This window comes from uncultured Roseovarius sp., from assembly GCF_947489715.1.
Lineage (GTDB): Bacteria > Pseudomonadota > Alphaproteobacteria > Rhodobacterales > Rhodobacteraceae > Roseovarius.
On record NZ_CANLER010000001.1, the window covers coordinates 888,256 to 910,268 of the forward strand.

General features: G+C 54.9%; 24 protein-coding genes and 1 tRNA gene. 16 read left to right on the top strand and 9 right to left on the bottom strand.

The genetic code is table 11. From position 1 onward, the window contains the following. Positions 1–30 precede the first annotated feature (30 nt). Together Q1B27_RS04340 and Q1B27_RS04345 are read left to right on the top strand one after the other, a co-directional pair. The gene (locus tag Q1B27_RS04340) at positions 31–381 is read left to right on the top strand and encodes a helix-turn-helix transcriptional regulator (RefSeq protein ID WP_299844120.1); all 351 of its coding nucleotides are present in this window, start codon (positions 31–33) and stop codon (positions 379–381) included. An 82-nt stretch (positions 382–463) separates the two neighbouring features. After that, the gene (locus Q1B27_RS04345) at positions 464–850 is read left to right on the top strand and encodes a hypothetical protein (protein ID WP_299844123.1); all 387 of its coding nucleotides are present in this window, start codon (positions 464–466) and stop codon (positions 848–850) included. 146 nt (positions 851–996) lie between these two features. On the opposite strand, the gene Q1B27_RS04350 is transcribed toward Q1B27_RS04345, so the two are convergent. After that, on the bottom strand, positions 997–1,815 hold the full coding sequence (locus Q1B27_RS04350; RefSeq protein WP_299844126.1) for a hypothetical protein: 819 nt from the start codon (positions 1,813–1,815) through the stop codon (positions 997–999). After that, entirely contained in the window at positions 1,808–2,191 is a 384-nt protein-coding gene (locus Q1B27_RS04355; protein WP_299844130.1) for a hypothetical protein, read from the bottom strand. Before Q1B27_RS04355 ends, Q1B27_RS04350 begins: the two co-directional genes overlap by 8 nt. A 208-nt stretch (positions 2,192–2,399) precedes the next feature. On the opposite strand from Q1B27_RS04355, the gene Q1B27_RS04360 reads away from it, so the two are divergent. The 4 genes from Q1B27_RS04360 (at position 2,400) to Q1B27_RS04375 (ending at position 6,437) form a co-directional block, all read left to right on the top strand. Further along, positions 2,400–2,948: a hypothetical protein gene (locus tag Q1B27_RS04360; RefSeq protein ID WP_299844133.1), complete on the top strand. Its 549-nt coding sequence runs from the start codon at positions 2,400–2,402 to the stop codon at positions 2,946–2,948. Positions 2,949–3,145: 197 nt separating this feature from the next. After that, entirely contained in the window at positions 3,146–3,505 is a 360-nt protein-coding gene (locus tag Q1B27_RS04365; RefSeq protein WP_299844136.1) for a hypothetical protein, read from the top strand. Next, the gene (locus Q1B27_RS04370) at positions 3,505–5,580 is read left to right on the top strand and encodes a type IV secretory system conjugative DNA transfer family protein (protein WP_299844139.1); all 2,076 of its coding nucleotides are present in this window, start codon (positions 3,505–3,507) and stop codon (positions 5,578–5,580) included. Before Q1B27_RS04365 ends, Q1B27_RS04370 begins: the two co-directional genes overlap by 1 nt. 20 nt (positions 5,581–5,600) lie before the next feature. Further along, on the top strand, positions 5,601–6,437 hold the full coding sequence (locus Q1B27_RS04375; protein WP_299844142.1) for a replication-relaxation family protein: 837 nt from the start codon (positions 5,601–5,603) through the stop codon (positions 6,435–6,437). Here Q1B27_RS04375 and Q1B27_RS04380 read toward each other — a convergent pair. Both Q1B27_RS04380 and Q1B27_RS04385 read right to left on the bottom strand, forming a co-directional pair. Next, the gene (locus tag Q1B27_RS04380; RefSeq protein ID WP_299844145.1) at positions 6,434–7,270 is read right to left on the bottom strand and encodes a NotI family restriction endonuclease; all 837 of its coding nucleotides are present in this window, start codon (positions 7,268–7,270) and stop codon (positions 6,434–6,436) included. The genes Q1B27_RS04375 and Q1B27_RS04380 overlap by 4 nt on opposite strands. Further along, positions 7,260–8,417: a DNA cytosine methyltransferase gene (locus Q1B27_RS04385; protein ID WP_299844148.1), complete on the bottom strand. Its 1,158-nt coding sequence runs from the start codon at positions 8,415–8,417 to the stop codon at positions 7,260–7,262. The genes Q1B27_RS04380 and Q1B27_RS04385 overlap by 11 nt, the downstream gene beginning before the upstream one ends. 341 nt (positions 8,418–8,758) lie before the next feature. Here Q1B27_RS04385 and Q1B27_RS04390 point away from each other — a divergent pair, with 341 nt between their 5' ends. Then, a complete protein-coding gene (locus Q1B27_RS04390) occupies positions 8,759–9,589 on the top strand; it encodes a hypothetical protein (protein WP_299844151.1) in 831 nt (276 codons plus the stop codon). Positions 9,590–9,597: 8 nt separating this feature from the next. On the opposite strand, the gene Q1B27_RS04395 is transcribed toward Q1B27_RS04390, so the two are convergent. From Q1B27_RS04395 to Q1B27_RS04410, 4 genes are all read right to left on the bottom strand, one after another. Beyond that, positions 9,598–10,332 (bottom strand): DUF2272 domain-containing protein, encoded by a 735-nt coding sequence (locus Q1B27_RS04395; protein WP_299844154.1) that lies wholly within the window; start codon positions 10,330–10,332, stop codon positions 9,598–9,600. A gap of 101 nt (positions 10,333–10,433) precedes the next feature. After that, entirely contained in the window at positions 10,434–10,832 is a 399-nt protein-coding gene (locus Q1B27_RS04400) for an SH3 domain-containing protein (RefSeq protein WP_299844157.1), read from the bottom strand. Between the two features lie 127 nt (positions 10,833–10,959). Further along, a complete protein-coding gene (locus Q1B27_RS24495; RefSeq protein ID WP_367181326.1) occupies positions 10,960–11,256 on the bottom strand; it encodes a helix-turn-helix transcriptional regulator in 297 nt (98 codons plus the stop codon). Continuing rightward, positions 11,219–12,328 (bottom strand): site-specific integrase, encoded by a 1,110-nt coding sequence (locus Q1B27_RS04410; protein ID WP_299844163.1) that lies wholly within the window; start codon positions 12,326–12,328, stop codon positions 11,219–11,221. Before Q1B27_RS04410 ends, Q1B27_RS24495 begins: the two co-directional genes overlap by 38 nt. Before the next feature lie 665 nt (positions 12,329–12,993). Between Q1B27_RS04410 and Q1B27_RS24500 the strand changes: the two genes are divergently transcribed. Continuing rightward, the gene (locus Q1B27_RS24500; RefSeq protein WP_367181327.1) at positions 12,994–13,161 is read left to right on the top strand and encodes an RSP_7527 family protein; all 168 of its coding nucleotides are present in this window, start codon (positions 12,994–12,996) and stop codon (positions 13,159–13,161) included. A 417-nt stretch (positions 13,162–13,578) separates the two neighbouring features. Then, complete coding sequence (locus tag Q1B27_RS04415) at positions 13,579–15,060, top strand: ABC transporter substrate-binding protein (RefSeq protein ID WP_299844166.1); 1,482 nt, start codon at positions 13,579–13,581, stop codon at positions 15,058–15,060. Here the strand turns inward: Q1B27_RS04415 and Q1B27_RS04420 are convergent. After that, a complete protein-coding gene (locus tag Q1B27_RS04420) occupies positions 15,057–15,779 on the bottom strand; it encodes a cytochrome c family protein (protein ID WP_299844169.1) in 723 nt (240 codons plus the stop codon). The genes Q1B27_RS04415 and Q1B27_RS04420 overlap by 4 nt on opposite strands. A 165-nt stretch (positions 15,780–15,944) precedes the next feature. Between Q1B27_RS04420 and Q1B27_RS04425 the strand changes: the two genes are divergently transcribed. From Q1B27_RS04425 to Q1B27_RS04455, 7 genes are all read left to right on the top strand, one after another. Beyond that, positions 15,945–16,493: a cytochrome P460 family protein gene (locus tag Q1B27_RS04425; protein WP_299844172.1), complete on the top strand. Its 549-nt coding sequence runs from the start codon at positions 15,945–15,947 to the stop codon at positions 16,491–16,493. Positions 16,494–16,637: 144 nt separating this feature from the next. Beyond that, a tRNA-Gly gene (locus tag Q1B27_RS04430) sits at positions 16,638–16,711 on the top strand. Between the two features lie 95 nt (positions 16,712–16,806). Further along, positions 16,807–17,265: a (2Fe-2S)-binding protein gene (locus Q1B27_RS04435; protein ID WP_299844175.1), complete on the top strand. Its 459-nt coding sequence runs from the start codon at positions 16,807–16,809 to the stop codon at positions 17,263–17,265. A 3-nt stretch (positions 17,266–17,268) separates the two neighbouring features. Continuing rightward, positions 17,269–19,497 carry a molybdopterin cofactor-binding domain-containing protein gene (locus Q1B27_RS04440; protein WP_299844177.1) on the top strand — a complete coding sequence of 743 codons (2,229 nt, stop codon included), beginning with the start codon at positions 17,269–17,271 and terminating at the stop codon, positions 19,495–19,497. Between the two features lie 9 nt (positions 19,498–19,506). Next, positions 19,507–20,070, top strand: a complete 564-nt coding sequence (locus tag Q1B27_RS04445; RefSeq protein WP_299844180.1) for a hypothetical protein — start codon at positions 19,507–19,509, stop codon at positions 20,068–20,070. Between the two features lie 37 nt (positions 20,071–20,107). Further along, positions 20,108–21,160 (top strand): AbrB family transcriptional regulator, encoded by a 1,053-nt coding sequence (locus tag Q1B27_RS04450; RefSeq protein WP_299844183.1) that lies wholly within the window; start codon positions 20,108–20,110, stop codon positions 21,158–21,160. Positions 21,161–21,219: 59 nt separating this feature from the next. Further along, entirely contained in the window at positions 21,220–21,975 is a 756-nt protein-coding gene (locus Q1B27_RS04455; RefSeq protein ID WP_299844186.1) for an SDR family NAD(P)-dependent oxidoreductase, read from the top strand. Positions 21,976–22,013: the final 38 nt, after the last annotated feature.

The window sequence follows — 22,013 nt, forward strand, 5'->3', positions numbered from 1 at the left end:
TATCAGGAGAAGATGTAACCAAAGCAAAGTATGAGCACAGAGTTTGCCCTCGATTTGAGGGCCGCCCGCCGCAAGGCGGGCTATACGCAGGGTGATATCGCCCATTTACTAGATCATCATCAGTCCCATGTGTCTGATCTGGAAAAAGGGCGGGTGCAGCCGTCTCTCAACCAGATCGTAACGCTGTCACTGATCTATGGCCGGTCGTTTGAGAGCTTCTTCGCCGTGGTCATGGTGGAGTGCCAGTCGCACCTCACCACCAGGCTGTCAAATTTGCCGCCCTCGGGAGCAACCGCCGCCGGAACGTTCAATCGTGACAGCTCGCTGAAGAAGCTAGAACGTCGATTAGCAAATAGCCAACAGCACCATGGCAGCACTTAGGGTCTTGGCCATAGCGGTCGCCAAAGGTCGAGCCGGGTATGTCTATATGGCCGGGGGCGAGTTGCGGGATTGGAACGTCTCAGTGAAAGCAGTGGAATCTGCCACCAATCTAGCCGAGTGGATGCAAAAACTGATCAGTGATCTCAAGCCGGACGTGGTGGTAACCGAGAAAATCACGGAACACTGCCGCAAAGGCAAGAAGACGAAACGGTTGATCAATGCGGCAGTCGAACTGGCCTCGCACAACTATGTACTGGATGTGTCGGTTGAGCGACCCCGCAACCATCCATGCAAGTACACCGAGGCCGAAGAGCTGGCCGGACGGTATCCCGAACTCATCGGTTGGCTGCCGAAAAAGCGGCGATACTTTGAAAGCGAGCCCCGCAATACCATTCTATTCGAAGCCTTGGCATTCGCAGAAGCGATATTGAACGGTTCGCCGCTCAAGCTGGCGAGAGCCATGGGATAAGAAAACGCCTCGAGCCATGTGCTCGTGGCGTTTTTTTGTTTGGAAGACAAACTTGTTCAATAAATCTGCATCCTTGAGATTTGGGAAGCAGAACAAGAATACAAATTTGGTTTCAAGGCAATCCGCAAAGTATTAATCATGGTGCATCACTCAAGGCGATCTCTCAATGTTGGTTCATCGAGTGTAAAACTTCTATCCTGTTGAAACACAGCGGAAAAAAAGAGATGTCCACACTTTCCACCAGGTGTTGAAAGGATCGGCTCCAACATCGCTAAGCTGTATCCCTCAGGTCCGAGCTCGGACGCAACCTCCTCAAACGTGCCGATATCACGAGTGTAATCGCAAGATATTTCAATGACATCTTCGGATTTCTGACCCAGCACATCAATAGCTGCGGGTTTACTTGAATCACCAACATGTACCGTTCTTTGAGTAATTCGGACAGGTTGGGGGCTAAGTCTGCTGGTCAGAAGCGAAAGTTGAGCGAGTATTCGATCTTCATCAAAGTCGTCGGTTGCGAAAATCCTAGGTTCGAATGATTTTAACTCGTCTTCTATACCTTGCGAAACCGCTGTCAAAACCCTGATTTCTGTCCGAAGGCTTTCTAACTCTCTCGAAACATTTGGAGATTGCAAAGCATGAATAGGTCGATTTTCTTCGATTAACGCCAGTTTCAGATTAGCCTCCACCCGCTCGTTCTCTGCTTTGTTCTTTTCTTGTGTTGCGAGTTGAACAGCTAAAATGGCGGGCAAAATACCCATTACGGCAACTAGCGACAATATAGTGGGAAGATAACCTAGAAAACGTTTCCGACGAAACTTCTCTTCACCCGCCTCCAATTGAGACAACAAGAAGACATCATCTTGAGAAAAGTTACTGGTTTGCCCAGAATATCCGCTTCTTCCTCTGGCACCTCCCCTCACTCCGGGAGGATGGCTTGCCCCTTCGTGCTTTTCGCTATCCACTGGGCAAACCTCCGGTAGCAATGAGGGACAAGGTTTTAGTCTGGACTTGCGGCAGATTACTACTTGGAGGCGGGCCGAAGGCTTGAGAATAGATATTAAGCCAGTCATTGGCAGTTCTGATTTTGTCACGAAGGGACAAGAGCGTATAGCACAAGCAACCCCCTGCACCAAAAGTGACCAATCCGCTTGCGGTAACAGCTAATTGCTTGACAAAAACACCTTCGTCTTCGCCGTATTCACTCCAAAGATAAAAGAACATTACTGTTCCCAAAGCCGTAGCGAGCAAGCCAATAATGCTATGGAAAACAACATCTTCACGATATCGCTTTAAGCGGGTTTCAATGGCGGGTTGAAGGTTGTCTGCGATAAGCATCATGACTAAAGCATTATTGAACTAATCCTCAACCAATAACAGGTTCCAATTAGGAAATCAATTTAGGGTTGAGGTCAGGCAGACAAGGAACCCAGCAAACCAAATCTGTCCGCCCTAAGAGGGTGGTTTTTATCATACTCACCCGAATGCCGGTTGACACCCAACTACCTATGATTGCAGCTTCCTTAAAAAATTTTGGAAAGGAAATTTGATGCGTTCATATGATGCTGCCCGGAATCTGTTTGGGTTCCTGGGCTTTTGTAGTTGGGGAGTGATTGCTCTTGGTGTCATTGCTGCATTTGGCGGTGTTGCCGCTATCAGCGGTATCGGTCGTGACCCAGGCGGCATGCAAGTGCTCATGGCTTCCATACCCGGTCTCGGTCTTGCGGTATTTGGATTAGTCGGCCTGGCCATGGTGCAGATTGGCCGGGCCGGGGTTGATAGTGCCGAATACGCTCAGCAATCACTTGATGTCTCCCGTCAGCAGTTGGAAATCTCAAAGCAACAACTGGCACAGGGCAATAGCGTAGCTCAGTCTTATGCTGCCGCACCGAAGCCAGCCGACAAGCCAACTGCTGGCGAGCCTATATCGTATGGTACGCAAGCAGGCTCAGCTGCCTCACTTGATACATCCACGAATGGCGATGCCACTCCAAGTCTGCCTGAAACGAATGGTACTGACGCTCAGATTGAGCAGCAGGAAGCCGTACCATTGGCCCAGCTAGAACAATCGGCTGGAGAAAAGGTCAAAAAATCATAAGCGATGACACCCCCACACAGACCCCCGACCCGTATGGGGGTCAACTGTGGGGACCATTGCACCACATAGCAGCACATATGCGAACAAACTGCTTTGTTTTTCTGCGTGACTTCATCTGCATTCGCAGCTGAATCTCCATCGCAGTAGATGATGCTCCCTCTAGTGCCCTTATACCGCCCACCCCCTAAGGACCGATTATGCGTATAACGATCAAACATGACACAGTGCGGCGTGGGTTTATCCTCAAGACTACCTATTATCAGGTATCACTCACCGTGTTGTTTTCTCATGAAGAGAAACAGATTCTCAGGCAGCGTAATTTGCTCAAGACCAAGCTTCTTGACCGTCGACCCGCCACCGCCAAGGTTGACGACCGGGACAGTAAATTTGAACTCTTGATTGGCGACCTCATAAACGGCCAAACCGATCACTTCCTCGCTGCTGATCCCTCTTCAGCCAAACGATATCAAGATACGCTGATTGAAACGCTTGAGCAGCTCAAACTGTGGATCAGTGACAATGCGGAACTGGGCGATGACTTTGTGGTAGAACTCTGATGGGGCGGGAATTCGGTGATCTCTTTAGCGGACTGGTAGGCACCGCCATCATCGTCATTGGCCTATTGATCGGTGCCATAATAATCACCCCACTGTTTCTGATCGGCATTGCTGGCTACGTGGGGTTTCGTCTGTGGCGTGATAGCCCGGTTCGGGCTGAACGGCTGGCCCGGGCCGAGACAGAGCAGCTGTATCAACATGCTCTTTCCGGCACCGTGCATTTGTCTCCGGCTGAGATTGACGACGCACTGTCTGCCCACTGGCCACCCCAGACACCTGACGCACTGCGAATACAGCTGCTAGAGGTCGGACGAGCCCTCTTTGAAGCCGAAGGGCTCAATCCTGACGTTCCTCCGCCACCCACGCTCTGCAATACGGTTGAAGGGGGTCGGTATCGTGACCTCCTGGCCAAACTGGGGCAGGCCCGCAATGATCCTCAGATGTTGCAATCGGCGTTGTCGGTGATTGGCGAGGCCTTGGCCCCCATCGCCAAAGCCGTGCCGCCAATGCAAGGTGACGTGCTGGTATCAGTATCTCAGTTTCTTTCCCCACCCGGCCCGGTGATTGATCAAATCATCACACCGTTTTTCCAGGATAACGGATACAACCATTTCAAAGGTGTGCGAGAACAGCTCGACCAAAACCTGCGTCAAACCCACCGTACTAACCCAGTGTTTCCACGCGATTATCGGGGTGATGATGCGATTGAAACGTATCTCGACGGCACACTCCTACGTGATCTGTTTTCCCTGCGTACCCCGTTTACTATTCCCGAAGAGCTACGCTTTGAGCACACGCATATCATTGCCGGTAGCGGGCACGGCAAAACGCAGACCTTGCAGTATTTGATCGCCAAGGACCTGCCTGACGTGGCTTCCGGCAACAAGTCGGTGGTGGTGATCGACAGTCAGGGCGATTTGATCAACACCATTCTGCGAGCCAAGCTGCTTGCCCCCGAAGACATTGTGCTCATCAACCCCGAAGACATTGCGTATCCGGTATCCCTGAACCTTTTTTCCATCGGCCAAGAACGGTTGGATGGTTATGCACCGCTGGAGCGGGAACGCCTGACCAATTCCATCATTGAGCTCTATGACTTCGTACTGGGATCGCTTCTCTCTTCGGGCATGACCGCCAAGCAATCGGTGGTATTCCGGTATGTCACCCGGCTGATGTTCCACATCCCCGACGCCACCATTCATACCCTGCGTGACCTGATGGAACCGGGCGGAACGGAAAAATACGAAGAGCACATTGCCAAGCTCGAAGGCACCCCCCGCCGCTTTTTTGCCACTGAGTTTAACAGCAAGGAATTCACCGCTACCAAAACCCAGGTCTTGCGTCGATTGTATGGCGTGCTCGAAAATCAGACGTTTGAACGCATGTTTTCGCATCCCCAGTCTACATTTGATATGTTCTCGGAGCTGAATGCCGGAAAACTAATCCTGATCAACACCAGCAAGTCGCTCCTCAAAGAACAGGGTACCGAAATCTTTGGACGCTTCTTCATTGCCTTGATCGCCCAGGCCGCTCAGGAACGGGCGGTCCTGCACCCATCAGACCGCTTGCCTGCGATGGTCTATATTGACGAGGCCCAAGATTATTTTGATCAGAACATTGGTGTGATCCTGTCTCAAGCCCGCAAATACCGGGTGGGGATGGTGATGGCCCATCAGTATCTGGGGCAGCTTTCCAACGGCCTGTCTGAAGCCTTTGAAGCCAATACGTCGATCAAGCTGGCTGGTGGTGTCTCGGCCCGTGATGCCCGGACACTGGCGAGCCAGATGCACGCCACCCCGGAACTGATCCAACAGCAACCCAAAGGTTCATTCGCCACCTACCTGCGGGGATTGACCCAGAAAGCTGTGCCGATTGCCTTCCCGTTCTTCGAATTGGAAAAGCTGCCCCGCACCACAAAAGAAGAGCATGCAGCAATCCGGCAACACAGTCGTGACCGGTATGCAGAAGCATGGGAACCCAAGGGGAACCATAGTGATCCAGAACCGGAAAAACCGGAGATCATCCCGCCAAAAAAAGACGATGATGATCCACTCGCACCTTCCCCAGAGCTCTGAGCGGCTGGCAGATTGGTGGGATGAAACATTCCCTAGCAACCCCCGCACTTCGCCGCACCGACGTTAAACCCACCACCAGAGAACTACGCTGGTTTGCCCAGATCGACCGGCATGGACCACAATCGTCAGAATTTCTATACGAGCTCACCCGTGATACCCACCGCTGCCGCGATACAAGCCTCAGGCGGCTGCAAGCCCTAAGAGAAGCGGGCTATCTGCGGCTACCACCACAGCAGCGTCAGATCGCCAAGGCGGAGTTCAACCCCTATATCTACGACCTCACACCGCTTGGGTTTGATACACTCGCAGATGAACAAGAATTGGAGCGACAGTGCCGCCCTACCGGTCACTGGTGGCACGGGTATTGGGTGTCAGCGGTATCAAGTGCGATTGAAATCACCGTCACCAGGGCTGGTCTCACCTACATCCCCGCCACCCGGATTCTAGCAATCAAAGGAGCTGATCTAGGCATACCACTCCGACACACCAAACTGATCCCTGATCAACTCTTTGCCATCAAGTACCCTAGCGGATTTCGAGCGTTTGCCTTGGAGGTAGATCGCGGCACCGAGCCGGTGCAATCGAAAGCAGCCAGGAAATCACTCAAGAGATCGGTGCATCAGTATCGAGAAGTGCTGGAGCAGAAACTCCACCAGCGGCACTATGGCCTCAAGTCCAACTTGATAGTGCTATGGGTGTTTTCAAACAAACGTCGACAGCAGCAATTTGAAGCAATGCTCATTCCTGATGATAAGGTGATCAGGAACACTGTCGTTTCCGGCTCAACACCACGGTTTCACCGTACCAGTTCAAGCATCACTTCCGCGTTAGCTTTGCCCAAGCCCTCAACCATTTAGCGTGTTAGAGCCTCGACTATCTTTCCCTTGAAGGCATCTTTTGATGGTGCTTCTTTGTATAAGATCGCCTGCTGCAAACTGGCGTGACTGGTGCCTTCCACCCGCTGTAGCTTGGGTCGGAATTGCCCTGGTTTCTCAGGATCGTCTTCAAACACATACGTCATGAAGATGATGTTCACGTTGTTATCGGCGACATTATCTGATCGCATAAAGTCCGCTTTATCAATAACATACTGATATACTTGATCTTGAATGACTGCGACAATCTTGGTGCCCCAGTGGTGGTGGAAATAGCCTTTTCGGATCAGCTGGGTAATATATCGTTTGTACACATTGTCCCAGTTGAACCCGTAGGTCGGCCTTTTAGGAAGCTGCTCACCAGCCCGCAATGCCTGGTATGCCGGAAACACGGAACCGGTGATATCTATGGCTTGTAACTCGACGGACAAAAAATTGCCGATGCTGCCGTCTGCGTCTTGATCAGCAATCACGAAATCGACGTTGCCAAAGCCTTTCATTTTGACTTCGGTGGCGACAACCGGATTTACCGGTGGCGAAAAGGGCCAGCAATTCTCAACGACCGCCTTCAGCCAATCGACCTGATAAAACCGTTTGGGGCAGACACATATGAGATCGCTCGTTGGCTGCCGCTCGACCTTGCTATTCTTCCATAAGGAACAAACGGGATAGGGTTCTTCACCAAGATTAGTGGAACGTTTTGGACATCGTTTTTTGATGTATGGGCATAAAAAATCGGACGTGGTGGGATCAACCGCTTGAGACGCCCGCTGCCCTTGAACCTCAGCGATGGCGTCAGTTGGATCAAACGGCATACAGTTTTCCAGTATTGCCGCTGCTAAGCGAAACGCTGTGCCTCATTTCGTCAGCTTCCAGCACCGATTCTGCGACAGCACGACCCAACAGCGGTGGCACAGCATTGCCAACCTGTACGTATTGCTCAGTTCGACTTCCTGCGAAGGTGAAAAAGTCTGGGAACGATTGCAGTCGAGCGGCCTCTCGAACGGAAAATGATCGATCTTGGGTTGGGTGGATGTACGCTCCCCAATGCACATCACATTTAGTGAGCACCGTGCAGGCCAAGTCAGTTTTGTTGGGTCGCCCATACCTTTTCGTGTGATCGCTTCGTTTGGCCTTTTTCATGCCAGCTGGCAGCAAATCAAACGGTATGTCACGCCACGAGCCACCCGGCGGAATGTGCTGCATCCGATCCATATTTACTTTCGAAAGACGGGGAGCACTGTGGTTTTCGGTCAGCTTTTGATCACCTCTTAGGAGTGCCTGGTACGAATTCTGTGGCGTGCGACGGTATTTAGTTGATCCCGCATCTTGGCCGTTTTGCAACGAAGGTAGGTCCGAAATTGCATCCCACACCGTTACAAACGGTTCCAGCTCAGGGCCGTGTGTAGCGGTTGGAAATAAGATTGGGCATTCGTCTTCGCAGGTTGCAATGAAGAACATACGGCGGCGTTCTTGAGGAACGCCATATTCCTCAGCCTTCAGCAACTTCATGTCGACCCGGTATCCCAACTTACGCATACCGGCCTGGATTTCACGAACAATACCGCCTCCGGCTATTGAGGTGATACCAGAGACGTTCTCCATGACCAGCCAACGCGGCTTTATATCTGCAACCAGTCGAAGATATTCTTTGAAGAGCCCTGCTCGTGGATCGTCGATACCCCGTTGATGGTTATATACTGAGTACCCTTGGCAGGGTGGTCCGCCGACAAGAACGTCAACCTCCCCCTTCTTTACGCCAGCCGCCGCCAGCAAATCAGTCGCAGATACGTCTTGGATAGGACCGTGCACAAAACTTGCACCTGCATGAGTTTGCTCAAATGTGCGACCAAAGGTTGCGTCGATATCCTGTCCCGCCAGCACGTGAAACCCAGCCTGTCGAAATCCTTCTGACAGGCCACCCGCTCCACAAAATAAGTCTATTGCCGTTCTACTGCCCATGCTCGCCGCCTCCCGCATCTTTTGCGATGCCTTTTTCTCAATACAACAGGTTGAGGTGTTCTAGGCAACAGGTTTAACTTATCCAAGGAATGTTCACAATATGTTCTCATCAACTATTCTTCAGAATTTCAGGGGTTCACACTTAGCTTTGAAGCTGATGGTGATGCTCTGAAAAAACAGTTGTGGTGTAGATAGGGTGGCCGAGTTTGCAACCTCGACCGCCCAAGTCCTTAAAGCGGGAGCCACAATCCTAAACGAACGGGACCCAACCAGATTTAGCTAAACTGTGAACCAGTGTTAGAGTGTCCGTCGGTTACACATCGTTTTATTCGGAGTAAGTTATGACGGACGGGAAACTTGAAGCTCTTCACCCAATACCGCATTCAACCCAGAAATGGGGTTATGACCACCTGCCTTATTTGTACCGAAAACAAGACCTTCAATGGGAAGCGATCACCGGCACCAAGAGCTTTGAAGCTGGGCTTTGCCGCCTAGTCTCAGGTTGGGATGGCTCAAATTTTTCTCGTGGACCTGACTCCTGGATTAGTCTTGACACCTATTCAATAGGAATTGCCCATTGGTGGGCAAAAACTGCACCCGAACTTCTGAGTTCGATCTGCGACCAACAGCCAATTCTGGCTGAATTTGCCTGGGGAAAAACTACTTCCATGGCCATGACTAATCCAGACTGGCTGCTAGAAGTCGTTCCGCCAGTTCGAGGCAAGACACCACACCATAAAAATTTGGATTGGCTACTCTCTGGGTGGTTCGCAATTGCTCGGCACCCAAACGTGATAAAAATTTGCGTGGACACCTGGCTTGCAGGCTATACGAAGACGCCATTGAAGCTAATGGAGGAATATGGTTGGAACAATGGCACTAGTCTAGCCGGACTTGTCCGAATGACAAATTCTCGGGGGTCGAGCGGTGTTAAAAAACTGGTCAAAAGGGCTATAAATCTCGTGGGGAACAGCACTGACGAGATGGCTGTAATCAAGTTGGCATTTGAACATCCTGATTTGTATGACAAACCAAAGCGTTTAAAATTAATTCAGAGTTGGCCTGAATTTGTTGCCGCCGCACCTCAAGAAGTTGACCACCTCACGCTGTTCTACGATGCAGAGCCACAACGTGTCGATGGAACTGTCCCGGTCTTTCCCAAGGAGACGTAATGTCAAAGTTAACCGACCTTTGCATTTTCGGTAAGTTGCACTTCGCTAACTATAGGAAAGGTTATGTTGTTTTGTATATGTACCATCCAACTACCGGTCGACGCTAGACGACCGTCGTCTGTGATATCGACTGAAATTCGGCTCACGGTTTGACCAACATTTCCGCCAATGATGAATGCTTGTTTCGCGGCAGTGTCGATTTCTACGACAATGTCTGAATGAGATGTATACCATCCAGTACTGGGAGCATTTTCATAAGTAACACCATCACCTCGAGGCTTACCTAGCAAATCACCAACCGCAAGAGGTATTTCCGTCGGGCGATACCCAACGAGTGCAGCCTTTGCGTGGCCCTTTTGGCGGTTTCGAATGGCTTTATTCATCCATTTGTAGTGCCCAGAAGAGTAAGGGAAAGAGGTTCCAGCTCCTGCGGTCTGCATACAGTATGAGATGAATGCAGCGGACCACGCCAAATTTACGGTTCCATCCAACTTGCCCTTATCTTTCGCAAATCCCTTGACCAATTTGTTGTAGTCTTTTGAAGGAATTGACAGCCAGTAGTCCCCAATTCGTTGGGAATAGGGTTTTACTGTCTCCTTGCGTGGATTGGTCGACCCACCGCTCTTTTTCTCTAATGTGGTGTTTCCATCAGGGTCGATGTAGTGATCTGATTTGCCTTCATCACTACCAAACCAATCCCATTCGCCGACGGTTACATCATAAAGCACCTGATTGAATGTCATGTTCCCCTCATTTGAAGTGGCGTGTCAGTCCAACACGAAAACTCAACTCTGAAACGTTATTAAACACGCGGCTAATGTCTTAGACATGCCATGCAATGTTATCAGCCAGCAATCAATTTCGTATAATTTCTAGAAACCCACCCCGACAAACAAGTTCCATCATATTCTCCTTCAGATGGAATCTCACAGGTACCACTCTCGTTTTCCACAACAACGCCGAGCCAATCACCATTGTCCGAGCAATACCAAAGGAAATCTCCATTTTGCAGCTTTCCGACATTCGAAAAGTCAGTGCCCGGACCATTCCGTACCGCTAAAAAATTACCGGCTACATTTTGGAGCCCGACAACTTCGATAGCAGCTTCACAACCAGATTGAGGATCAATCAAAACCGGAACGGTATTCTCAACATCATTCGCCAAAGAACAAGATGCATTGAACGCAATAAAAGCGGATGACATCATCAAAACAACTAGTCGCTTCATCGCACAGAATTTCAAATGATGCTCCCATCGGCTTTAGAATTAGAAATTTTCAAGTTTGGCAGGGCAAGTTTCCTCATCTTCGGCTGAAGTAACGGGTGACCGAGTTTGCAACCCCGGTCACCCAGCTCCCTTTAGGGGAGTGTCAGTTTGGCACTTTGCGTTCCGCCAGGCGTTTTTCGAGCCACTCTAGCAGCTCACTTTCCACCCACCCGACCCGGTTCGGGCCTAGCTGTACCCGCTGGGGGAATAGGCCTGCCTTCTCCAGACGGGCGATGTGTTGCGGTGAGTACAAGACCAGCTCCTTGACCTGGCGTTTTGAAAGTATCCTCATCACGATCTCTCCTAGATAGAAGAGCATCGCAATGCTCGGGTTTCGACAAATTCCCCGAGGAGCTTGCAGCCTAGCAATCAGATAGCAGTTTGGCGAGATATTCATCATAGGCGTCCATCGCCGCCCGCATTTCTTCCATGTATGAATGGCGGTTATACACCGCAGCTACCCCACTAATCGTACCGCTGACATGGTTGAGCAGCTTCTCAGTGACATGGATCGGCGTGCCAAGCTTCGCATGAATGGTGGAAAAGGTCCGCCTGAGATCGTGCAAGGTAAAGTGGTTAAGACCAGTCTGTTTAATGATCCGACGTTGTGCACGCGACCAGCCATTGAATGGAGTATCATCGTCGACAGTTCCAAAAACGAAACAGCTCCCCCCGGCAATGCTATGTAATAAATCAAGTGCTTGCTGACCTAACGGTACAGTATGTTCACGCTTGTTTTTGGTTCGCTCTGCGGAAAGGACCAACTGATCATCATTGATCTCCTGCCATTGCAGTCCAGAAATTTCACCCTTTCGTTGTCCGGTCAGAGCCAGCAGGCTGACGACGTTATTAAACCGGTCACGGTTATTCAGCGTGTAGGTCAACAAAACCAGCAACTCTTCATCTGAAAGAAAGCGATTTCGGACTGCGGATTTGTTGGGCCGTTTTAGGGCATTGAGCGGATTGGCAGCGAGATATTGCCTTCGTACCGCCCAGTTGAAAAAGACTTTGAAGGTGGTGAATGCATAATTCTGGCTGGACGGGCTACTCGTGTACTTCTCAATTGCCTTGAGGACATCGCCTTGAGTTACCTTTGAAATTGGACCTTCAAAGTTGATGTGGCCAAGATAAAGTTCGTACCCCTTAAGGGTGCTGCCTCGCAGACGTTGGTGGCAGTCTTTTAGATACTCCACAACCACGGTTTCGTAGTCATATTCGATTGGCTGCCTATGCGGTTGGACGTGCGTTGCCTGAAACAACTTTGCCTGCTTTCGGGCGTCTGAAAGTGCAAGGTGCGGATACCGCCCCAATGTCTTTAGTTGCCGCTTGTCACCGTACATCACAACATATGACTTGCTCTTGGTTGAGCACCTGATGCCGAATCCGGGCGTGGTTTGATCCCAGTGTGTCACTTGCCCTTGTGGCGGCAACGCAAGCTTCTTTATAGCGAGATCAGTGAGCCTCGTTTTCATCTTAGTCTCTTTTTAGTCTCTTTTTTCTCGTGCATAAGGGCGGTTTTCTATGGTCACCTATGTTCACATAAATCGCCTTACCTATTGTTCTTGTACAGTTTTTATTCAGATATGAAAACCTATGATTAGCCCCAATATTTGACTGTTAATCAATTGGTCGTAGGTTCGATCCCTACCGCCGGAGCCAATTTCTTCGAGCTATCCTTTTGAAAGACTTAAGAATAAGTCTTTCTTGTATTCCCAAGAGCTACTTTGCGGGATACATGGAATAGTGGCTTTGCTAATGAATCTGTCCAGCGTCATCTCCAACACAGGCAAGTTTGTCTAGAGACACAAAGCCAGATCTCTTTCCCACTATAGTCGTAGCTTCATTTACAAAAGCGTCGGGTTTGAGCGCTACGAACGTTGCTCATGATATGGGACCAACGGGTATTTCAACGCGCTTTGAACCGGCGTTGCGACGGCAATCCATGACGACCTGTCTCAAGGCTGGGCGCTCGCCTACCGCTCAAGATATTTCAATCCCACCCCGAAAATGAGGAAGATCATCGTTTTGGCAAAGCCACGCGCTCTACGCATAACGGCTATGGTTTGTAATTTCTTCGAGGATGCGCACTTAAGAGCGCGTGGAGGAAGGGAGCCAAACCGAGTGAAGGAACCAAACAATGAGTATCGAGCGTAAATCTACTTACCCCACGCAAGCCGAAGTTGACCAAATCATCGCACGAGCGCGCGACATGAGAGCCGAATGCATGGCCAGATGGATACGGTCGGGAATGTCTAAAATTGCGAGCCTGTTCTCGCGTTCTCGCAAGCCATCCATCGCGAGTTGACCAACACCTTTAGGCGAAGCAAAGAACGCGATAGATGTTGTGAATTGACCGGGCCGACTGGACAGTCAGTGCACTTGTCATACCAAGTCGTATCTTGGGAACAACTCTATCGCCTTCGCCAAGTTCTCTATGGTTGGGTTTCCCCGTCGACCACTGCAAGCGCCCGGGAAGGTTGGCCTGAACGCCGCTTTTGGGGCATATTGGGATACCCAAGGGGATACTTGAGAAGCGGATCAGCGATTTTCTTAATGAATTTCTATAGGGTAGAATGACGTTAACGCTATCGCCGGCACCTTCCGCCGGATCCAAAATCCTCTCTCTTCACATCTCCGATGGTTTCATTGCTTTGTCCGCAATTCTGCGCGACTAATGGCGCGTGGGTTTCCTTGGGGAATTCGCAGGTATCGGAGAGTTTATATGCGCGCTGTGCTTTCTGTCGTGGTGTCTTTGTTGTTGAGCATGAACATGGCCACGGCCGAACCATCGGGCACGTTCCGGCATGCGCACACGCTTGGGTTCGGCAGCCTGTCCAGCCTTGATCCAATCTCGAAAGGGCGCGTGCTTCAGATCACCGAAAAGATCATGAACAGGCTTGTGCGCCCGGGTCTTGACGGCAAGCCGCAGCCCGATCTTGCAACCGAATGGTCGGTCACGGACGACGCGATGTACTGGACCTTCAAGCTGCGCCAGGACGTGCGGTTTCACGATGGCAGCGCGTTTGATGCAGACGATGTCGTCTATACGTTCGACCGTATTCTCGACCCCGAAATGGACAGCCCCGTACGCTCGGTCATCAGCATGATCAAAGGCGTCGAGGCACTGGACCCGATGACCGTCCGCCTGACACTGAAACATGGCTATGCCGACCTGCCCCTGCAATTGATGGACGCGCGCCTGCGGATCATCCCCGAAGGGTCGGGAGACACGATCGGACAGACCGGGATCGGCACCGGGCCCTTCAAGGTCCAGAAATTCGATGCCGACGGGATCACCTATCTGACCGCCAATACCGATTACTGGGAAGGCCCGCCCAAGCTGGACATGATCGAAGTGATCGGCATTCCCGATGCGCAGGCGCGGCTGACCGCTTTCCTGAGTGGACAGCTGGACATGGAGCGTGGGATTGATCCATCGCTGCGCCGCGTCTTGCAGAATTCCGGTGATTACAACGTGCAGGACATTCCCACCGGCAACTGGATCGGCATGGTGTTTCGCACAGACGTGGCCCCCTATGACGATGTGCGCGTACGCCGCGCCATCCGGCTGGCGGTGGACCGGGCCGACCTGCTGAAACTGGCCGTTGGCGGCAATGGGATCGTCAGCTGTGACACGCCTGTGGGGCCAAACGATCAGTATCGCGCCGATCTGGACTGCCCGCAGGATATCGAAAAGGCCCGCGCATTGCTGGCCGAGGCCGGATATCCGGACGGTCTGGAGATCGAGGTCAATATCGCCACGCTTGAGCCGTCCTGGCCGTCGATGGCCGTCGCACTGCAGGAACAGCTGGCACCCGCTGGCATTCGGGTCAAGATCGTCAAAGTGGCCAATGACGGCTACTGGTCACAGGTCTGGATGCAGAAGGATGCGGTCGGCACCGCCTGGGGAGAGCGCCCCGCCGACCAGGCCCTGAACGAGATCTTCCGTTCGACCGCGAAATGGAATGAGAGCTATTTCAAGGATCCGACCTTTGACGCCATGCTGGATATCGCCAGCCAGGAACTCGATTTCTACAAGCGCCGTGCCCTGTATCAGGGTGCCCAGGAATACCTCTTTGAAAATTCGGGCACGCTGATCCCCTATCACATCACCCAACTGGTCGGCCTGTCGCCCCGGGTGCATGATCTGGACGCGGTCAAGAACGACGCGGTGCGCTGGCACCTGGTGCGTATCGAAGACTAGGTATTGGAGCTCCAGAAGCAGCGGTCGAAATCGACATATTTCAGCATGTCCTCGGTGCGGCCAACCGGCACCAGACGCGAACATCCCTCAAACGCGTCAGCATGTTCAAAAACCGTGACCGTGCCGGTCCTGACCGTTTCCGCCACGCTGGTGCAGAGCACCTCACCCGGCTTCAGCATCTCTATCCGCCGATCCGCGCCCGGCGCGTCGACGGCAAAGAGGTGTTCGTGACTATTGAGGTTGCGCACGCAGACGGCGTTGGCGGCGGTCTCCACCGGGCCCTGATCTGGCAGTGCCGATTGCGCCCCCTGCGCCGCGCCTTCGCTGAAACTTGCCAGATAGGCGATGACATCTTGCCGATCCTCTTTTTTCTTCAGTCGGAACGTCATCCTGGCTTTGGCCCCGGGATCGTCCAGCTGCGCCCGCAAAAACCTGGTCGGGTCGGACAGGTAATCTGAAAGGTTTTCCGTGTCCCACACCAGACCGGCTGCGCCTGCCACCGTCATGCTCTTGCTGAATTTATAGCCATCAACACTGCCAGCGGCCCGGCCAACCACCCCGGTCAGCGCCGGGCCAACCCGGTTCCGGGCCCCCTCGCCCACCTGATGACAGGCGGCGCATTTCTTGAAAATCTTCTCACCATTTTCCGCATCCTGCGCCGCGGCGCCAACTGACAGCATGGCGATGACAAAACTCAGGCCGATCCCTGATTTCTTCATGACTTTTCTCCGATGGATACCCCAAGGATCGGGCATGACCCGGGTGTCGGTCAAATCCCATTCCAGTCCGAAAGTTACACAAACAGGTGATTGCAAAGTGATCCTAGGCGACCGGTTTTCGCATTAGGCTATGGAAATCATAACCAAAAGGGAGAGGGTGAGGCTATGAAAAAGCAATTGATTGCCGGGATATCGGCACTGATACTTGGTGCCACATCTGCGCTGGCTCAGGACGCGCCATTCGGCACCGATGCCGACGCAGACTATGCGGCCAAAATCTGGTCCGCGATGGAAGCGGCCAACCTGGCGGGGGACGGTATGCTGCGCAGCTTTCCGTATGAGGGCGTGGCCCCGCATGGTATGATGCTCGAGACATTCTACAGCTCGGCCACGATCGACGGCCATACCGGTGATCTGATCGTCAAGCGCAACTACGGTCCCGAAGGCATCGGTACGGATGAGGTGCTGGCCGATCCGGGCAAACATCTGGGTGCGGTCACGGTCATGTTCCGGCGCGAAAAGGGCTTTGATGCCGACAACCAGGACTGGTTCTGGGTCAAGTTCCTGCCCGACGGATCGCTCGACAAGAATCCCAAGGGCATGCGTCTGGCCGGAAAGGTCGCCAAAGGGGCCGACAAGGGCTGTATCGCCTGCCATTCGGGGGCTGAAGACTACCTTTTCACCACCGATCATGTCGGCGCGATGATGCAATAACCACTCACGTGATATGCGCATCGAAACGAATGCCCTGACAGCAATGTTGTCAGGGCACTTTCCTTGCGGCATCGATCCGCCGGTCGATAACCCTTTCCCACCTTGACCCTGCTGGGCCAACATCCTATCTCCAATGCGCTGAGCGCGGGTATGGTGAAAAGGTATCACAGCAGCTTCCCAAGCTGTTATTGCGGGTTCGATTCCCGCTACCCGCTCCACCCCTCACATAAACCCATTGGTCGACGCGACGTCGCACTGGACGCGCGCTTTGTGCGCGATACATTTCAACAATATCCCGAAGACAGGTTTGCCCATGAAACTGACGGTGAATGGAACGCGTCACGACGTCGATGTCGAACCCGAGATGCCGCTTTTATGGGTGCTGCGGGATGAACTGGGGATCACCGGGCCGAAATACGGCTGTGGCATTGCCCAATGCGGTGCCTGTACCGTGCATGTGGACGGTCAGCCGGTGCGGTCCTGCCAACTGCCGGTCGGCGATCTGGACGGTGAGGTCACGACGATTGAGGCGCTGGGCACGCCCGACGCGCTGCATGCGGTTCAGGCCGCCTGGATCGACCATCAGGTCGCACAATGCGGATATTGCCAATCCGGGCAGATCATGACCGCCGCCGCCTTTCTGGAGGTGAACGCCACCCCCACCGATGCCGAGATTGATCAGGCGCTCAGTGCCAATCTTTGCCGTTGCGGCACCTATCCCCGCATCCGCGCCGCTGTGAAATCCGCCGCCGCGCGTTTGAACGAGGCCTGAAGCATGGGACGCATCCGCACCATCGCACGTCGCAGTTTCCTGATCGGATCGGCTGCCCTTCTGGGCGGTGTGGCGTTTGGTGCGGTGATGTACAGACGACCGCATAAAAACCCGCTGCCGGAACAGCTTGTGGCCGGTGAGGCTGCGATCACGCCCTATGTTCTGATCACGCCGGACGGGATCACCCTGATCGCCCCGCGCGCCGACAAGGGCCAGGGGGCCTATTCCGTTCAGGCCGCGCTGATCGCCGAAGAACTGGATGTGCGTCTGGATCAGGTGACCGTCGACCCCGGCCTGCCCGCGCCGGTCTATTACAACACCGCGCTGGCCAGCGACCTGCTGCCGATCCGGTCGACCAATACGAACTACTTGGCGGACTTGGCCCGCCGTGTCGCCGACGCGCCGGTCAAGTTTCTGGGCATCCAGATCACCGGCGGATCGACCACTGTGCCCGATGGCTATGACAAGCTGCGCCATGCCGGGGCCGTCGCCCGCGAAACGCTCAAGGCCGCAGCGGCCCGGAAAACCGGGCTGGACACGGCGCAACTGACCACCAAAGACGCCCATGTGGTCCTGCCGGATGGAACTACGCTCAGTTATACCAGCTTGGCTGCCACCGCTGCGGGGATCGAGCCGGCAGATGCGCCGGCACTGCGTGATCCGTCGGAATGGCGCTATCTGGGCAAGCCCATGCAGCGCCTTGATATGGTGGCAAAATCCACCGGGGCGCAGGAGTATGGCATTGATGTGCAACTGCCCGACCTTCTGCATGCAGCGGTCCGGCTGAACCCGCGACGTGGGGTGGTAATCAGCCATGACGCTACTCAGGCGGAAACCATGCGCGGGGTACGGTCAATCCTGCCCATCACCGGCGGCCTCGGTGTCATCGCCGACAACACCTGGCGCGCGATGCAGGCGGCGCAGGCGATCACCGTGGAATGGGGCCCTGCCCCCTACCCGGCCGGAATGGACGCGCATTGGCAGGCCCTCAGCGACAGTTTCACCAAAGAACAGATCGACAGCCAGTACCGCGACGATGGCGATGCAGCCGTCGCCGAACGCCCCATCACCGCCGAATACCGCGCGCCCTACCTGGCCCATGCCCCGCTGGAGCCGATCAACGCCACCGCGCTGGTCACCGACACCCGCATCGACATCTGGACCGGCACCCAGATCCCGCGCTTCATCCAGTCGAACATCTCGGCCCTGACCGGGATCGACACTGACAACATCCATGTTCACGTCCAGATGATCGGCGGCAGTTTCGGGCATCGCCTGGAAGATCAGGTCGTGCGCCACGCGGTCGAGCTGGCGATGAGCATGAAAGGTACCCCGGTCAAACTGACCTATAGCAGGGAAGAGGATTTCGCCCAGGATTTCACCCGCCAGATCGCCATGGCGCGGATGGCGGGCAGCGTGACGAGCGGCAATGTCGAAACCTGCGATCTGGGCATCGCCATGCCCTCGATCATCGCGTCACAGATGGGCCGCCAGGGCTTTCCCGCTGCCGGGCCGGACACGCAGATCGTCGCCGGTGCCTGGGACCAGCCCTTCGACATCCCGAATTACCGCGTCACTGGTTATCGCGCCCCCGACCTTGCACCGATCAGTTCCTGGCGCTCCGTCGGGGCTTCCACCAACGGCTTCTTCCACGATTGTGCGCTGGATGAGCTGATCCATGCCGCCGGGGCCGACCCGCTGGCCGAGCGTATTCGCCTGTGCAATCACGCCCCCTCGCGCAAGGTGCTTGAGGCCGTGGGCGAGATGTCGGATTGGGGCAGCGACATGGGTGAAACCCGTGGCCGCGGCGTGGGTTTCTGCCTGTCCTTCGGCGTACCTTGTGCGGTGGTGGTTGAGGTGACGAACTCGGCACAGGGCATCCGCCTCGATAAGGTCTTTGCCGCCGCCGATGTGGGCCGTATCATCGACCCGGTGAATTTCGAGGCGCAGGTCTCGGGCGGTGTCATCTTTGGAATGGGCCACGCCATCAATTGCGAAATCACCTATGCCGACAGCGCAGCGCAGCAGACGAACTATCATCAATACGAGGCGATGCGCCTCTATCAATGTCCCGAAGTAACCGTCCGGGGTCTGGAAAACGGCGATCGCATTCGCGGCATCGGTGAACCGGGTGTCCCCCCGGCCGCCCCAGCCCTGGCCAATGCGATCTTTGCCGCCACCGGGCAGCGTATTCGCGAGATGCCGTTCAACAAACATATCCGCTTTGTCTAAGGGCGCGCCATGAAATACCTCCCCCTCGCCATCCTTCTGCTCTTCCCGCTCAGCGCCGCCGCGCAGGACAGTGAAGGGCTTGAAGCATGGGACCGCATCTACCAGGTCACCGCGCACCCACGCTGCGCCAATTGCCATGTCGGGCCTGATAACATCCCAGTCTGGTCCGGTCCCAGCCTTGGTGCGCCGCGTCCGCACGGCATGAACATCACCGCCGGCGACAGCCGCATCGGTGCCGAAACCCTGCCTTGTGCGGCCTGCCATGTCAGCAGCACACAGCCCAATGACACGCCCCATGCGCCGCCGCATATCGACGGATTCTGGCAGCTTGCCCCGGTTGAATTCGAATGGTTCGGCAAAAGCACCAAAGAGGTCTGCAATCAGTTGCGCGATCCGGACCGCAACGGCGGGCGCAGCTTTGTCGAACTGGCCGACCATCTGAAACATGACGCCTTTGTCGCCTGGGGGTTCAACCCCGGCGGCAAACGACAGCCCGCTCCTTTCACGCTGCGCGACCATGTGAACGACGTGCTGGCCTGGGGCGTTGCCGGGCAGCCCTGCCCCGGCGATTAGGCTTGCAGGCGCATCGGCACACTGGTTCAAGAGGGCCATGCGCCAGACCGCCACCACGATTATCCTGATCAGCATCTCGGCCCTTGCCGGGATTGCGGCAGAATGGATCGGGTTGCCACTGCCCTACCTGCTGGGGCCGCTCAGCGTCACCGCGCTGATCGCGACTGCCTTGCCCGCGCAACTGCCAACCGGGTACACTTTCCCCAACTGGCTGCGCATGATCTTTATCGCCGTGATTGGCCTGATGATCGGCGCGCAGGTCCGGCCTGAACTTTTTGCCGATGCCGGTCGCCTGGTGGCCAGCCTATTGGCGCTGGTGGCCTTTGTCGGGCTAGCATTAGCCTATAATTACCTGATATTCCGCAAGCTTGGCGGCTATGACCGCCCCACTGCCTTTTATTCCAGCACGCCGGGCGGGCTTTATGAATCGCTGGCAATGGGCGAGGCTGCGGGCGCCGACATGCCCCGCTTGATCCTGCAACAATTCCTGCGCGTCATCGTGGTGGTCACCGTCCTGCCCATCGGCCTGTCACTCTGGCTAGGGGCGCCCGTGGGCAGCGCGGGCGGCATGACGCTGGCCCGCCCCTCGGTCCCGCTAGAGGTGCTGCCTGTAATCATCCTTGCCAGCGCCATCGGGATCGTCGCGGGCAAAGTCCTGTGCCTGCCTGCCGGGCAATTGACCGGGCCGATGGCGGTGGCAGCGGCGCTGTCGCTCACCGGGCTCTGGCCGCTTGATATCCCGCAATGGCTGGTAAATGACGCGCAGATCATCATCGGCACTGCTTTGGGCATGCGTTTTACCGGCCTCAGCCGGGCGCTGATCCTGCGCGGGCTTGGCCTGTCGCTGGTTTCGGTCGGTGGCATGCTGATCGTCGCCGCCCTCTTCGCCGTTCTGCTCGCCCCGCAGGCGGACGAAGGCTTTGACGTCATGCTGATCAGCTTTGCCCCCGGCGGCGTCACCGAAATGGCCCTGGTCGCACTCAGCCTTCAGGCCAATCCGGCATTCGTCACCCTGCATCACATCGTGCGCATCCTGATCACCGTCATCGCCCTTGGCCTCACTCCCAAACGCCTGCGTCGCCCCCTTTGACAGACACCTCGCTTTGGTTTATCTGAACACTTGTTCATTTACTGACAAAGGGCAGAGCCATGCGCATCACCGACACAGCCGCGATCATCACCGGGGGCGCCTCGGGCCTGGGCGAGGCAACGGCCCGCCATTTCCGCGACATGGGTGCGCAGGTCACGCTGCTGGACCGCGATACCGACCGAGGCCAGGCCATCGCCACCGAAATCGGGGCGACCTTTGCCGAAACCGATGTCACCTCGGAAAGCTCGGTCAGCGCCGCGATTGCCGCCGCCAAAGCTGCGATGGGTCGCATCACTGCCGCCGTGAACTGCGCTGGCATCGCCACCGGGGCGAAGACGCTGGGCAAGGACGGCCCGCATGATCTGGCGGCGTTTCAGCGCACCATCGACATAAATCTGGTGGGCAGCTTCAACGTAGCCCGCCTTGCCGCAGCCGAGATCGCCCAAAACGATCCCCTGCCCGATGGCACCCGCGGCGTGATCATAAACACTGCCTCCATCGCCGCCTTTGACGGCCAGAAGGGCCAGACCGCCTATGCGGCCTCCAAGGGCGGCATCGTCGGTCTCAGCCTGCCAATGGCGCGTGATCTGTCCCGCGAAGGCATCCGCGTCATGGCCATCGCGCCGGGCACCTTCCTGACACCGATGCTGCAGGGTCTGCCCGCCGAGGTGACCGAGGCATTGGCGCAGGACGTGACCTTCCCAAAACGGCTGGGCGATCCGGCGGAATTTGGTGCATTGGCACGCTTTATCGTCGAATGTGATTACCTGAACGGCGAGGTGATCCGCCTGGACGGCGCATTGCGGATGCAGTGATCTTACCGACAGTCCACCGACGTAATACCGACAAAATA